Below are 13,763 nucleotides of genomic sequence, written 5' to 3'. Positions count from 1 at the left end.
GGGCCCCTCAGCGGCGCAGGTATCCCACCAGCCACACCAGCACGAACGCCAGGGACGACACCCCGAGGTAGACCAGCGTCCAGGTCTGGAAGTCGGTCACGTTCCAGCCGAAGGGCAGCAGCCCGTTGGCCGCGTCACCGGCGGTGCTGAAGGCGAGGGTTCGGGGGGCCAGGGGGCCGAAGCTCTGGGGGAGCAAGGGGAGAGCCGCGGGCATCGCGGCACGTTAGGGGAAGGGGCAGGTGCCGCGTCAGGATCGCCTGATCCGCACCGCAGCCATGGCACCAGGCCCTTCCCCCTTCCCGCGGACGGTGATGCTGCTGGGCAGCGGCGAACTGGGCAAGGAGGTGGCCATCGCCGCCCAGCGGCTCGGCTGCCGCGTCATCGCTGTCGACCGCTACGCCGGTGCCCCCGCCATGGCGGTGGCGCAGGTGAGCGAGGTGGTGGCCATGGCCGACCCCGAGGCCCTCAAGGCAGTGGTGCGGCGCCATCAGCCCGACGTGGTGATTCCGGAGATCGAGGCCCTGGCGGTGGATGCCCTGGCCGAACTGGAGGCGGAGGGTCTCACGGTGATTCCCACCGCCCGGGCCACGGCGGTGACGATGAATCGCGACCGCATCCGGGACCTGGCCGCCGGCGGGCTGGGGCTGCGCACCGCCCGCTTCGCCTATGCCGAAAGCGCCGACGAACTGGCGGCGGCGGCGGCGCCCCTGGGCTGGCCGGTGGTGGTGAAGCCGGTGATGAGCTCCTCGGGCAAGGGGCAGAGCGTCGTGGACGGCCCCGAGGGGATCGAAGCCGCCTGGGAGGCGGCCATGGCCGGGGCGCGCGGGGAGGGGGCGCGGGTCATCATGGAGGAGTTCCTGCGCTTCGGCCTGGAGATCACCCTGCTGACGGTGCGCCAGTGGCAGGGGCCCACCCTGTTCTGCCCGCCGATCGGCCACATCCAGGAACGGGGCGACTACCAGTGCAGCTGGCAACCGGCCCGGCTGGGGGAGGAGCAGCTGGCGGCGGCCCAGGCGATGGCGAAGGCCGTCACCGACGACCTGGGCGGCGCCGGCCTGTTCGGGGTGGAGTTCTTCCTCTGCGGCGAGCCCGGCGCCGAGGAGGTGGTGTTTTCCGAGCTGTCGCCGCGGCCCCACGACACCGGCCTGGTGACGCTGGTGGGCCAGAACCTGAGCGAATTCGAGCTGCACCTGCGGGCGGTGCTGGGGCTGCCGATTCCGGAGATCCGCAGCCTCGGAGCGGCGGCCTCACGGGTGATCCTGGCCGGAGCGGACGTGCCACCGGGTGCCGGAAGCCCCACCTACCGGGGGCTGGAGCAGGCCCTGGCGGTGCCGGACACCCAGGTGCTGATCTTCGGCAAACCGGAGGCCCGGCCCTGGCGGCGCCTGGGGGTGGCCCTGGCCCGCGGCGACGATGAGGCGGACGCCCGCCGGCGCGCCGACGGGGCTGCGGCCCTCGTGCAGGTGCAGACCAGCCGATAAACCGTCGCCACCACTGGATTTTCGCCGCTTTGAGCCCTATGGTGCGCGCCTGCAGGTAGCACAATGAATCAGGCCCATTCCCCCTCGAGGCTCGCTCGCTCCCGGAAGACCCGGCAGAAGCGGGAACTCGGGGCGGTGGCGCTGCCGGAGAAGACCGGCGCCCGGCCCGATCCGAAGCAGCGGCCCCCGGCCCCGCAGCGTTCCCGGCGTCGGCCCCTGGTCACCTTCGGCATCGGTGTCGCCGTCGGAGCCTTGATGGCGGGCCCCCTGCCGGCCCGGATCGCCCCCTTCCTGGCGGGCCTGATTCCCAGTTCGCGCGGCATCGGCGCGGTGCTGAATCCCCTCACGATCGACAACCGGCCGATCCTCGTGCTCGGCCGCGATGCCGTCGGTGAGAACACTGACGTCATGTTCACCGTGCGGCTCGATGGCGACATCACCCACATCACCCAGGTGCCGCGGGACACGTTCATCGAATCGCCCCATCTGGGGGTGGTGAAGGCCAACTCCCTGTTCGCCCTCGGCGGCATCCAGACCGCCAAGGCGGAGGTGGGCACCCTGCTGGGCACCCCGGTGGAGCGCTACCTCAAGGTGAACCTCGACGCCGTCAACAAGGTGGCCGAAGCCCTCGGAGGCGTCGAGGTGGATGTGCCCAAGCGCATGTACTACGTCGACAACGCCCAGGGCCTCTACATCGACCTCTATCCCGGCAAGCAGCTGCTGAAGGGCAAGGAACTGGAGGGGTTCCTGCGCTTCCGTCACGACGAGCGGGGCGACCTGGGCCGGATGGAGCGCCAGCGGCTGGTGATGGCCCAGGTGTTCAGCAAACTGGCCCAGCCGGCCACGATCGCCAAGCTGCCGGCCCTGCTGGAGATCGCCGGCAACGACATGGTCACCGACCTCTCGCCGATCGAGATGACCCAGCTGATGTCCGCCCTCGGCAAGACCAAGCTGAGCACCCAGCGGGTGCCCGGCCGGCTCTACTGGCACAACGACCTCAGCTACTGGATGCCCGACAGCAACCAGGCCTACCCCGGCGGCAGCGGCGAGGAGCCCCTGCCCTGAGGCCTCAGGCGGCCGGGCCCCGGCCGTCATCCGGGCTGCGCCAGCCGGCGGTGAGCTCGGCCAGCAGCTGGGCCAGCCCCTCCTTTTTCGGCAGGTCGGCCTCCGCCGCCCACTCGATCTCCTGGATCCTGGCGTCCTCCAGGCCCAGCAGCTCCACCAGGTGGCGGTAGGCCACCCGTTCCTGGGCGTTGATGCTGGGCTCCGCCGGGGAACGCCGCCCCACCCGCACCATCATGTAGCTGAGCTTCAGCGCCAGGTGGCGGTCGTCGGAGCCCGGGAGCTGGGTGACCAGGTCGTCCAGGCCGGAGACCGGCAGCCGCTCGGCCAGGAAGGCCTCCAGCTGCGCGTCGCCGAAGCTCTCGGGGCTGCCGCCGTGCAGCTGGGTGGCCATCTGTTCGGCCAGCAGCTCCCGCTCCGCCTTGGAGCATTCGCCGTCGGCCCAGGCGACGGTGCAGACGATGCGCAGCAGGGCCGCCTGGGCGGGGGTGAATTCAGCCATGGGTCAGGCCGCGAGGGGGATGGGGGGATGCTGCTCCAGCACGTGCCGCAGGTAGCGGCCGGTGTGGCTGGCAGGGTTCTCGGCCACGGTTTCGGGGGTGCCGACGGCCACGATCTGGCCCCCCTTGTCACCGCCCTCCGGCCCCAGGTCGACCAGCCAGTCGGCGCAGCGGATCACATCCAGGTTGTGCTCGATCACCAGGATCGAATTGCCCTTGTCCACCAGACGCTGCATCACATCCATCAGCTTGTGGACGTCGTAGAAGCTCAGGCCCGTGGTGGGTTCGTCGATCAGGTAGAGGGTCTTGCCGGTGGCGCGGCGGGAGAGCTCGGTGGCCAGCTTCACCCGCTGGGCTTCACCGCCGGAGAGGGTGGGGGCGGGCTGGCCCAGCTTGATGTAGCCGAGGCCCACGTCCACCAGGGTGCTGAGGCGGTCACCGGCCTGGGGGATGGCGGCGAACACCTCGGCGGCCTGCTCCACCGTCATCTCCAGCACATCGGCGATGGTGTGGCCCCGGAAGGTCACCTGCAGGGTCTCGCGGTTGTAGCGGGCCCCCTTGCAGACGTCGCACTGGACATAGACGTCGGGGAGGAAGTTCATCTCGATCACGTTCACCCCCTGGCCGCTGCAGGCCTCACAGCGGCCGCCCTTGACGTTGAAGCTGAACTGGCCCACCTGGTAGCCGCGGGCCTTGGCCTCCACCGTGGCGGCGAACACCTGGCGGATGGGATCGAAGGCGCCGGTGTAGGTGGCGGGGTTGGAGCGGGGGGTGCGGCCGATCGGCGACTGGTCGATGACGATGACCTTGTCGATCGCCTTGATGCCCCGCAGCTCCTCGAGTCCGGTGGGAAAGGGCACCTTCATGCCGAGGCGGTTCTCGAGGGCCGGGTGCAGCAGCTCGTTCACCAGGGTGCTCTTGCCGCTGCCGCTCACCCCGGTGACGCACACCAGCCGGCCGAGGGGGATCTCCACGTCGATGCCCTGGAGGTTGTTGCGGCTGCAGTTCACCAGGGTGAGCCGGCGGCTGCCGGCATCGCGGCGCTCGGCGGGGGTGGGGATGGAGCGGCGACCGCTCAGGTAGGCCCCGGTGAGGGAAGCCTCGGCGGCCAGCAGGTTCTCGAGGGTGCCCTCGGCCACGATGTGGCCGCCATGGACGCCGGCGCCGGGACCGATGTCCACCAGGTAATCGGCGGCGCGGATCGTGTCCTCGTCGTGCTCCACCACGATCAGGGTGTTGCCCAGGTCGCGCAGCTTGGTGAGGGTGGCCAGCAGGCGGTCGTTGTCGCGCTGGTGCAGGCCGATGCTGGGCTCGTCGAGCACGTACAGAACGCCGGTGAGGCCGGCACCGATCTGGGTGGCCAGGCGGATCCGCTGGGCCTCCCCGCCGGAGAGGGTCATGGCGGGCCGATCCAGGCTCAGGTAATCCAGGCCGACATCGAGCAGGAACTTCAGCCGCATGCGGATCTCCCGCAGCACCAGGTCGCCGATCTGGATCTGGCGGCTGCTGAGCAGGGGCTCGGCCCCTTCATGGGCACCCACCCCCATCAGGGCCTCGATCCGCTCCAGGCTGTCGGCCACGCTCACAGCGGTGAGTTCATGGATGGCATAGGGGCCCACCCGCACCGCCAGGGCTTCGGGGCGCAGCCGCAGGCCGTGGCAGCTGGCGCAGGGCACCAGCTCCAGGTACTTCTCCAGCTTCTGGCGCATGGATTCGCCGCTGGCATCGCGCAGCTGGCGCTCCAGGATCGGCAGGATCCCCTCGAAGGGCCGCACATAGCCCTCGCTCTTGCGGTAGCGGCTGTCGGCCTTGATGGCGATCGGCTCCTGGCTGCCGTGCAGCAGCACCGTGCGCTGGGCGTCGGTGAGCTGATTCCAGGGGGTCTTGAGTTCGAAGCCGAAGGCCTCGCCGACGCTGAACAGCAGGGAGAAGTAGTAGCTGTTCTCCTTGTCGCTCCAGGGGGCGATGGCGGCGTACACCGGCAGGGAGGGATCGGGCACCACCCGCTCCACCGTGAACTTGCGCAGGTGGCCGATGCCGTGGCAGTCGGGGCAGGCGCCGTAGGGGCTGTTGAAGGAGAACAGGCGGGGCGAGAGCTCTTCCATCACCGCCCCGTGCACGGGGCAGGCGAAGTTCTCGGAGTAGAGCCGCTCGCGCTCCACCCCCTCGGGCAGGGGTTCGTCGGCCTTGGGCACCACCTCCACCAGGGCCAGGCCCTCGCCCCGCTTGAGGGCGGTGCGCAGGGAATCGGTGAGCCGCTCGTTGATGCCCTCGCGGGCCACCAGCCGGTCGACCACCACCTCGATGTGGTGGGCGTGGTTCTTGTCGAGCTCGATGTTGTCGGCCAGCTCGCGCACCTCGCCGTTGATCCGCACCCGGGCGAAGCCCTCGGCCACCAGGCCGGCCAGCAGCTTCACGTGGGTGCCCTTCTTGCCCCGCACCACCGGCGCCAGCAGCTGGTAGCGGGTGCCCTCCGGCAGGGTGAGGATCTGGTCCACCATCTCATCGATGGACTGGGGCTTGATCGAGCGGTCGCACTGGGGGCAGTGGGGTTCGCCGGCGCGGCCGTAGAGGAGGCGCAGATAGTCCTGGATCTCCGTGACCGTGCCGACGGTGGAGCGGGGGTTGTGGCTGGTGGACTTCTGGTCGATCGAGATGGCGGGCGAGAGCCCCTCGATCGCATCCACGTCCGGCTTGTCCACCTGGCCGAGGAACTGGCGGGCGTAGGCGGAGAGGCTCTCCACGTAGCGCCGCTGGCCCTCGGCGAAGATCGTGTCGAAGGCGAGGGAGCTCTTGCCGCTGCCGCTCACGCCGGTGAACACCACCATCCGGTTGCGCGGGATGGTGAGATCGACGTTGCGCAGGTTGTGCTGCCGGGCCCCGCGGACCCGGATCACGTCCTCGAGGCTGCCGCCGGTGAGGGTGCGCAGGGCGATGTCGGGAGAGGGGGCGGCATCCTCCGGGAGCTTGCCGGAGGTGCCGTTGCCGGGAGCCGCGCTCTTGCTGGAGGATCCGACGCGGGCACGGGGCATGGGGGGCGGTCGGCAGCCGATGAGTCTACGGGGGATGGCCCTGGGACAGGCTCAGGCCAGGGCCGGCAAGGGGGCGGCGGCGGCGCAGAGCTCCAGGCTCACGTCCCAGAGGCGCCGGCACTGGTCGGCATCGAGGGCGGCCGGGGCGATGCGCACCTCCGTGGGCCAGCCCCGCAGGCCGCCCCACTGGTCGGGGCCGTAGTGGCCACCCGGCCTGGCCTCGGGGGCCGTTGCGGCGAACAGCTGGGGCAGGGCCCCCATGGCGGCGCTCTGGAACAGCGGATCCATCAGCCGGTAGGCCAGGGGCTCGATCCAGGAGCCGGTGGCGGCGATCGAGGCGGGCTGGAGGTTGGTGCGGGCGAAGCCGGGGTGGGCCGCCAGCGACAGGACGGGGCTGCCCTGCTCGGCGAGGCGCCGCTGCAGCTCCAGGGCGAACATCACATTGGCCAGCTTGCTCTGGCCGTAGGCCCGCCAGCGGTCGTAGCGGCGCTCGCCCTGGAGATCGTCGAAGGCGATGCGACCGAAGTACTGGGCCCCGGAGGTGACGGTGACCACCCGGGCGCCGGGCCGGTCGCGCAGCAGGGGCAGCAGGGCGAGGGTGAGGGCGACGTGGCCCAGGTGGTTGGTGCCGAACTGGAGCTCGAAACCCTGGCGGGTGAGGGTCCGGGGCGGCGCCATGACGCCGGCGTTGTTGATCAGCAGGTCGAGGCGGCCGTAGCGCTCGGCGACGGTGGCGGCGGCGGCGGCCACGCTGGCCAGATCGGCCAGATCCAGGGGCAGCAGGTCGAGGGCGCCGGTGGAGGCTGCGGCGGTGAGCAGCTGCTCGCGGGCCTGCTCCGCCCTGGCGAGGGAACGGCAGGCCAGCAGCACGGTGGCGCCCCGGGCCGCCAGGGCCCGGGCGGTTTCCAGGCCAAGGCCACTGTTGGCCCCGGTGACCAGGGCGATGCGGCCGGACTGGTCAGGGATGTCGGCGACGGTCCAGCGCATGGTGATCAGGAAGCGAGAAGCGTTCGGGGGAGAGCCATCAGCCGGAGACGGCCTTCGCCGCTGAAATCGTAACGGAATGTGACGGCTGCGGTCCTTCCCGGCGCAGCAGGAAGAAAAAGGGCGTCTCCATGCCCTTGAGGTCCATCACCCCCAGCACGGTGTCGTCGTCCACCTTGCGGAAGACATCGTTGATGGGGAGGTGGTCGTACTGCATGGTCGCGCTCACAACACCGCGGTAGCGGGTCATCCGCAGCCGGGCCCGGGAGCGGCGGGTGCTGAGCAGGGGCAGCAGCAGCTGGAACAGGCGGCCGGCCAGCGGCGAGGTCGGGATCGGCACGCGCCCGCTGAGGCGCAGCCCGGGCCCCATGGCCCTCGGCTCCAGGCAGGTGCGGCCGCCGCCGAGGCTGCGGAACACCAGCGGATGGACCTCCTCGGCGCTGTCGAAACGCTTCCCATGCCAGTGCAAGGCCTCCAGGGCACCGTCGAGCGGATGACCGGTGGGGACGCTCTCCCCCCTCCAGGCCCCCAGCAGGTCGTCGATCTCCACCGCCGGCAGGGCATCGAAGCGGGCAAAGGCCCCCTCCGTGGTCATCGGGGCTGCGGAGGGCGGACTGATGGCGGGTTCCGGCATCACGGCTCCAGGCTCCGTCGCCGACGGGTGCAGCGCAGCGATTCGCCCCAGCGGCTGCGGTAGTCCGCGGCAGTGGCGCCGCAGGCCAGGAGTCCGGCGGCCTGCATCAGCTCGGCGATGCTGCGGTGGTCCTGGCCGGACTCCAGCAGAAGCTGGCGCAGACGGGAGAGGCGCAGGCGCCTGGCCTCCGCCATCGGCGAGCGCCCCAGTTCCTCCTGGAAGCCGTACTGCAGGGTCCGGACCGAGAGGCCCATGGCCCGGCCCAGCTCCTCGATGCGGAAGCGGTGGGCCAGGTGCTCCCGCATCCAGTCGCGGGCCTCAGCCACGGCCTGGCGTCGGCGCCGGGCCGTGATGCGTTCAGGACCCCGGTCACGGTCGAGGGGGTGGCCCCACTGCTGCAGGGCCTCCGCCAGGGCCGCGGCGGCATGCTCCGAGCCCCCCAGCTCCCAGGCGGCGGCCCGGGCCAGCTGAAGCCCGGCCGCGATCAGCTGCCGGCTGGCGTGGCCCTGGTCGAGCAGGGGAGAAGGCGCCATTGCACCCCGGAGACAGGACTCGGGAATCAGGATCGAGAGGCCGGTGATGGCATCGCTGGTGCACCCCCGCATGGCATCCCCGGGGCGGAACAGCAGGGCCATGCCCGGTTCCGCCACCCGCTCGACACCGTTGACCCACTCCTGGGTCAGCCCCTGGAGCGGGATCCAGAGCACCCCGTGGCCGCACTGCTCCCGCTCCAGTTCCAGCCGGCCGCAACCGCGCAGCAGCAGCACCTGGAACTCCTCCACGGCGCCGCAGCGGATCTGGGCCTCGAACGGCGGCGAGCCGGGCAACAGCCGGCTGCGGTGATGGCCAAGGGTGCGGGCCACCAGGCTGTCCCACCGGCCGAACGCCCCGGTGTGCAGAACCGTGTGCAGACCCGGTGCCTCCAGCAGCTGCCGCGGTTGCAGACCGGCCAAGGCGCTGGTGCAGATGACTCCGTTCTACAGCGACCAGCCCAGGGCGTCCCGCTTGCCCATGATGAAACTTGCGTTTTTCTCACATCGGCATCCACATTTAGCCATGAGAAGGAAACAGAACTCCGTTACATTCCTGTCCATCCAGTGTCCTCTCGATAGAGTTTCTCGCGGTGGTTACGGATGTCATGCTCGGCAAGATGCTGGGGATTTCCCCATGGATTGTTCATGGCCTGCTGAGCATCCTTCCGCTGGCCGGCATGGGCTTGCCTGCCAGGGCTGACACCACCACAACCATCGGCGCCAATGGCGTTCAGTATCAGATCGACTTCGATTTCTTCCAGGCACCGGATCTGCCGTCGGGCATCGATCCCAGGGTGAAGAGCACGGCCTGGTGGGGAAGTCAGCCGAACGCCGATGCCGCGGCGGCCCTGCTGCAGTCCCCGCTTGGGGCTGCCTATGGCTACAGGCCCCTTCAGGTGCGCGGCACCTGGGATCTCTGCTACTGGGATGGGGCCAATGCAGGCACACGCTGCATCGGCCGAACGACCGATCTTCTGATCCTCAACTATCAGGCTGTCCCCACATCCCAGAATCCGAACGTCAGCAGCGCCGCCTCCAGCATCCTGGCCAATTCCCCTGGCCCCCAGCAGCCCGCCGCCGCGGGGCTCGGCCAGGGCGTGGCCGCCTATGTCGTCACGGGCTCGGCGGGTGTGCCGACGGTGATCGGAGCCACCAGCAATGCCGACTTCAATGGGGTGCTGGCGGCGGTGAACGCGCTTCCCACCCAGGCGGCGGTCAACCAGTCCTTCCAGCAGGTGATCGCCGAGCCCTACGCCAGCCAGGTGTCGATCGGGCTGGAGACCCTGGAGCGCTTCCGCCGGGACGCCCTGGACCTGGCCCTGTCCACCCGGAAGCTGTCCTTCGGCTCCGAGGGTGACAGCCGCCGCTGGGCCCTGATGCTGGAGGCCTCCAACACCCAGGCGTCACTGAGGGGCACCGGCGGCCTGGCCTCGCTGGATTACAGGATCTTCCAGTCCACCTACGGGCTGGAGTACCGGCTCTCCAGCGACTGGCGGGTGGGTGGCGTCTTCGGCTACGGAACCAGCGGGCTTTCCAACTACCAGTTCAGCAACGTCCGCATCGATGCGGACACCTACTCAGGGGCCGTCTATGGCCTCTACTCCCCTGGACCGGCCTGGAAGATTGCCGCCCTGGCCGGGTACAGCAGTTTCCAGAACCGATCCAATCGTCCGATTCAGTTCGGAACGATTGATCGCACCGCCCAGGCGCGCTGGGCCGGCAACGGCCTCACCCTGGCCCTGACGTCGGAATACGACTGGGTTCTGAACCCCGCCAAGCCCGCCGCCGGTGACCGTGACAGCCCACCGGCCCCCCAGCGCGACGCCATCCGGCTCAAGCCGCGGGCTCTCGTGTCCTACGCCAGATACAGCCAGGGTGCCATCAACGAAACCGGCGCCGATTCCCTGAATCTGGCGGTCAACAGTCACACGGCCGATTCGCTCGTGCTGGGCCTCGGGGGAACCCTGGAAGTGCCGATCAGGCTGTCGAAGCAGTCGCGGCTGATTCCACGACTCAGCATCGGTTACGCGTACGACGTGATGGGAAACGCCGACGAGGAGCACCAGCTCACGGCCTCCTTCGCCCAGGTTCCGGAACCCGGATCGCTCACCCTCCTGGGTCAGAACCGCGGCGCCAGTGCCCTGGATGTGGGCCTGAATGTCGAGTACGAAGCGTCAGAAAGCCTGTCGCTGTACGCCGATGTGGGCGGCTCCTTCTGGAGCAACGGCAACGAGATCTCCTATGGGGGTGGTGTGCGGTGGCGGTTCGGGGGAGCGCCTGCCGGCGAGGGCGGCGCCGTTTCCCCCTGAGGGGCGACGCGGGCGGCACGGGCCCAGCGCGCTCCTAGCCTGAACGGGCCAGGTGAGCGCCGGTGCGATTGATGACCCTCCACGACAGAGCGGCAGCCCGGTACTCGCTGGAGGACGACATCTACTCCTCCTCCGATCTCTCGGTCACCCTGCCCAAGAGCCATTTTCCGAGGCAGGAGCACAATCCCCGCGCCGTGTTCGCCGCGATCCGCGACGAGCTGATGCTGGATGGCAATTCCCGCCAGAACCTGGCCACCTTCTGCCAGACCTGGGTGGAGGACGAAGTCCATGCCCTGATGGATCTGTGCATCGACAAGAACATCGAGGACAAGGACGAATATCCCCAGACCGCTGAGATCGAAGCCCGCTGCGCCCGCATGGTGGCCGATCTCTGGCATGCCCCCTCGGTCGACGGCGCCATCGGCTGCTCCACCACCGGCTCCAGCGAGGCCGCCATGCTCGGGGGCCTGGCGATGAAGCGCCGCTGGGAGGCCCGGCGCCAGGGGGAGGGGAAACCCAGCCACAGGCCCAACCTGGTGACCGGGCCGGTGCAGATCTGCTGGCACAAGTTCTGCCGCTACTGGGACATCGAGCACCGCGAGATCCCAATGCAGCCCGACCAGCTGATCCTCAGCCCCGAGGCGGCACTGGGCTACTGCGACGAGAACACCATCGGTGTGGTGCCCACCCTGGGGGTCACCTTCACCGGCCAGTACGAACCGGTGGAGGCCCTGGCGGCCGCCCTCGATGACCTGGAGGCCCGCACCGGCCTCGACATCCCCATCCACGTGGACGCCGCCAGCGGCGGCTTCCTGGCCCCCTTCTGCGCCCCCGATCTGGTCTGGGACTTCCGGCTGCCGCGGGTGTGCTCGATCAATGCCTCCGGCCACAAGTTCGGCCTGGCGCCCCTGGGCGTGGGCTGGGTGCTGTGGCGGCAGGCCGCCGATCTTCCCGAGGAGATGGTGTTCTGGGTGAACTACCTGGGCGGCAACATGCGCGATCTCACCCTCAACTTCTCCAGGCCGGGGGGGCAGGTGGTGTGTCAGTACTACAACTTCCTGCGCCTGGGCCGGGAGGGCTACCGCAAGGTGCATGCCGCCTGCTATGCCACCGCCCAGTACCTGGCGGCGGAGATCGGCAGGCTGGGGCCGTTCGAGATCCTGTTCGGCGGCGACGACCAGACGGGCATTCCCGCTCTCACCTGGAGGATCCGGGAGGGAAGCGAGGTGACCTTCAACCTCTACGCCCTCGCCGATCGCCTGCGGGTGCGCGGCTGGCAGGTGCCGGCCTACAGCCTGCCGGCCCACTGCCAGGACATCACGGTGCAACGGATCCTGGTACGCCATGGCGTCAGCCGCGATCTGGCCGATCTGCTGCTGGAGAACATCCGCCAGTCGCTCGACTTCTTCGCCAGCCACCCCGGCCACAACGCCCTCAGCGAAGCGACGGCCTCGGGGTTCCACCACTGATCGCCGCCGCCCCTGACCCCAGCAGGCTGGCCGCATAGCTGTGGGCCTCGCCGGAGTCGCCGCCGGCCAGTTCCGCCAGCTCCGCCTGGCGCTCCTGAGTGTTCCGCAGGTGGGACACCCGCGTGTGGGTGAGGCCGGCCTCGACGCTCTTGCTGACCCGGAAGTGGTGCTGGGCCGCGGCGGCCACCAGGGGCTGGTGGGTGATGCAGAACACCTGGCGCTGCTCGGCGAGGCGCCGCAGCAGCTGGGCCATGGCACCACTGACGCGGCCGCTCACCCCCGCATCGATCTCATCGAACAGCAGGGTGACGTGGGGGTCGGCCGCGGCCAGGCAGGTTTTCAGCGCCAGCAGGAAGCGGCTCATCTCCCCACCCGAGGCCACCTCCGCCAGGGGTGCCGGCGGCTGGCCCGGGTTGGCGGAGAAGAGGAACTGCACCGCATCGGCCCCCTCCTCGCCGGGCTCGGCGGCGCCGAGGGCCACGCTGAAGCGCACATTGGCCAGTCCCATGGGGCGCAGGGCCGCCATCAGCTGGTCCTCCAGCAGGCGGGCGGCGGCGCTGCGGGCCTGGGTGAGGACGGCATTGGCCCGGTCGCGCCGCTGGCGGGCGGCGGCTTCGGCGGCCTCCAGGCCCGCCAGGGCCGCCTCGGCATCCGCCCCGGCCAGCTGGTCGCGCAGTTCGTCGCGCCGGGCCATCAGTTCGGCCAGGGTCTGGCCATGGCGGCGCTCCAGGGCCTTGAGCTGGGCCATGCGCTCCTGCAGCAGGGCCAGGCTGTCGGGATCGCTCTCCAGCAGGGAGCCGTAGCGATCCAGATCCCGGGCCAGATCCTGCAGGCTGGCCAGAGCTTCGGCGCAGGCCCCGTGCAGCGGTGCCACACCGGCGTCGAGGCCGGCCATGGTCTGCAGCTCCTGGTCGCAGGCCGCCAGGTGATCCAGCACCGAGGGGGCCCCCTCGGCCCCCTCCACCAGCCGGCCGATCAGGGTCATCACCCCCTCCTGCAGGCGCACCCCGTGGGCGAGCCGGTCCTGCTCGCCCTGGAGCCGCTGGCGCTCGGCGGGGTCGTCCAGTTCCGCCGCCTCCAGTTCCGCCAGCAGCTCCTCCTGCCGTTCCCGATCCCGGGCGAAGCGCTCCCGGTCGGCACGGGCCCGCGCCAGGGCGTCGGCCTCCCCCTTCCAGAGCTGCCAGGCGGAGCGGGTGGCCTCCAGAAGCGCGGCCAGCTCCTCGCCGGCGAAGCGATCCAGCCAGCGGCGCTGCTGGCCGGGGCGACCCAGCTGCTGGGTCTGGCCCTGCACGGTGAGGTCGAGCAGCAGGGGGCGCAGCTCCAGCACCTGGCTGCGGCTCACCACCACCCCGTTGAGCCGGTGGCGGCTGGTGAGACGGTCGTCCTGCAGGCGCCAGTCGCGGCTGAGCAGGAGCTCATCGTCCTCGGCCTCGAGCTCCTGGCGCTCCAGCCAGTCGCGCACCGGGGCCGCCAGGCTGAAACTGGCCTCGATACGGCCCCGCTCGGCGCCGCGGCGCAGCAGGCGGGCCCCCTGGCTGCCCTGGGCACCGCCGAGCAGGGCGTCGAGGGCATCGAGGAGGATCGACTTGCCGGCGCCGGTCTCGCCGGTGAGCACGGTGAAGCCGGCCGAGAACACCAGCTCCAGGCGCTCGATCAGGGCGATGTTCTCGAGGCGCAGACCCGTGAGCACCCAGGCCTCCGGCGAGCGATCGGTACGTGGCCCGACCGTAGCGGCTGTGACTTTCGTTTAGAAGGGGGT

At 70.4% G+C, this 13,763-nt stretch carries 11 protein-coding genes; 4 read left to right on the top strand and 7 right to left on the bottom strand.

The genetic code is table 11. The features are described from left to right. Window positions 1-7: 7 nt before the first annotated feature. Window positions 8-214 carry a 5'-phosphoribosylglycinamide transformylase gene (locus tag KBZ08_RS05705; protein ID WP_106222278.1) on the bottom strand — a complete coding sequence of 69 codons (207 nt, stop codon included), beginning with the start codon at window positions 212-214 and terminating at the stop codon, window positions 8-10. A gap of 61 nt (window positions 215-275) precedes the next feature. Here KBZ08_RS05705 and purT point away from each other — a divergent pair, with 61 nt between their 5' ends. Continuing rightward, complete coding sequence (purT, locus tag KBZ08_RS05700) at window positions 276-1,481, top strand: formate-dependent phosphoribosylglycinamide formyltransferase (protein WP_254972003.1); 1,206 nt, start codon at window positions 276-278, stop codon at window positions 1,479-1,481. A gap of 135 nt (window positions 1,482-1,616) precedes the next feature. Then, window positions 1,617-2,546 (top strand): LCP family protein, encoded by a 930-nt coding sequence (locus KBZ08_RS05695; RefSeq protein ID WP_254972002.1) that lies wholly within the window; start codon window positions 1,617-1,619, stop codon window positions 2,544-2,546. A gap of 4 nt (window positions 2,547-2,550) precedes the next feature. Here the strand turns inward: KBZ08_RS05695 and KBZ08_RS05690 are convergent, their stop codons facing one another. The 5 genes from KBZ08_RS05690 to KBZ08_RS05670 are packed head-to-tail and all read right to left on the bottom strand — an operon-like array spanning window position 2,551 to window position 8,646. Next, window positions 2,551-3,045, bottom strand: coding sequence for a TerB family tellurite resistance protein (locus tag KBZ08_RS05690; RefSeq protein ID WP_254972001.1), 495 nt, complete (start codon window positions 3,043-3,045; stop codon window positions 2,551-2,553). 3 nt (window positions 3,046-3,048) lie between these two features. Next, window positions 3,049-6,075 carry an excinuclease ABC subunit UvrA gene (gene uvrA, locus KBZ08_RS05685; protein WP_254972000.1) on the bottom strand — a complete coding sequence of 1,009 codons (3,027 nt, stop codon included), beginning with the start codon at window positions 6,073-6,075 and terminating at the stop codon, window positions 3,049-3,051. Between the two features lie 51 nt (window positions 6,076-6,126). After that, window positions 6,127-7,062 carry an oxidoreductase gene (locus tag KBZ08_RS05680; RefSeq protein WP_254971999.1) on the bottom strand — a complete coding sequence of 312 codons (936 nt, stop codon included), beginning with the start codon at window positions 7,060-7,062 and terminating at the stop codon, window positions 6,127-6,129. Window positions 7,063-7,099: 37 nt separating this feature from the next. After that, window positions 7,100-7,654, bottom strand: coding sequence for a DUF4334 domain-containing protein (locus KBZ08_RS05675; RefSeq protein ID WP_254971998.1), 555 nt, complete (start codon window positions 7,652-7,654; stop codon window positions 7,100-7,102). Window positions 7,655-7,692: 38 nt separating this feature from the next. Further along, window positions 7,693-8,646: a helix-turn-helix domain-containing protein gene (locus tag KBZ08_RS05670; RefSeq protein ID WP_254971997.1), complete on the bottom strand. Its 954-nt coding sequence runs from the start codon at window positions 8,644-8,646 to the stop codon at window positions 7,693-7,695. A gap of 257 nt (window positions 8,647-8,903) precedes the next feature. On the opposite strand from KBZ08_RS05670, the gene KBZ08_RS05665 reads away from it, so the two are divergent. Together KBZ08_RS05665 and KBZ08_RS05660 are read left to right on the top strand one after the other, a co-directional pair. Further along, entirely contained in the window at window positions 8,904-10,535 is a 1,632-nt protein-coding gene (locus KBZ08_RS05665) for an autotransporter outer membrane beta-barrel domain-containing protein (RefSeq protein WP_254971996.1), read from the top strand. Between the two features lie 71 nt (window positions 10,536-10,606). Beyond that, window positions 10,607-12,004, top strand: coding sequence for a glutamate decarboxylase (locus KBZ08_RS05660; RefSeq protein WP_254971995.1), 1,398 nt, complete (start codon window positions 10,607-10,609; stop codon window positions 12,002-12,004). On the opposite strand, the gene recN is transcribed toward KBZ08_RS05660, so the two are convergent. Continuing rightward, the gene (gene recN, locus KBZ08_RS05655) at window positions 11,970-13,694 is read right to left on the bottom strand and encodes a DNA repair protein RecN (protein ID WP_254971994.1); all 1,725 of its coding nucleotides are present in this window, start codon (window positions 13,692-13,694) and stop codon (window positions 11,970-11,972) included. The genes KBZ08_RS05660 and recN overlap by 35 nt on opposite strands. Window positions 13,695-13,763 lie beyond the last annotated feature (69 nt).

Source organism: Cyanobium sp. Candia 9D4 (assembly GCF_024346155.1).
GTDB classification, from domain to species: Bacteria; Cyanobacteriota; Cyanobacteriia; order PCC-6307; family Cyanobiaceae; genus Cyanobium; species Cyanobium minutissimum.
This window is presented reverse-complemented; position numbering and strand designations above follow the sequence as displayed.

Bases quoted from the DNA above. Each gene is read 5' to 3' on its own strand.
- KBZ08_RS05705 (WP_106222278.1), bottom strand. From the start codon at position 214: ATGCCCGCGGCTCTCCCCTTGCTCCCCCAGAGCTTCGGCCCCCTGGCC.
- purT (WP_254972003.1), top strand. From the start codon at position 276: ATGGCACCAGGCCCTTCCCCCTTCCCGCGGACGGTGATGCTGCTGGGC.
- KBZ08_RS05690 (WP_254972001.1), bottom strand. From the start codon at position 3,045: ATGGCTGAATTCACCCCCGCCCAGGCGGCCCTGCTGCGCATCGTCTGC.
- uvrA (WP_254972000.1), bottom strand. From the start codon at position 6,075: ATGCCCCGTGCCCGCGTCGGATCCTCCAGCAAGAGCGCGGCTCCCGGC.
- KBZ08_RS05680 (WP_254971999.1), bottom strand. From the start codon at position 7,062: ATGCGCTGGACCGTCGCCGACATCCCTGACCAGTCCGGCCGCATCGCC.
- KBZ08_RS05675 (WP_254971998.1), bottom strand. From the start codon at position 7,654: ATGACCACGGAGGGGGCCTTTGCCCGCTTCGATGCCCTGCCGGCGGTG.
- KBZ08_RS05665 (WP_254971996.1), top strand. From the start codon at position 8,904: ATGGGCTTGCCTGCCAGGGCTGACACCACCACAACCATCGGCGCCAAT.
- KBZ08_RS05660 (WP_254971995.1), top strand. From the start codon at position 10,607: ATGACCCTCCACGACAGAGCGGCAGCCCGGTACTCGCTGGAGGACGAC.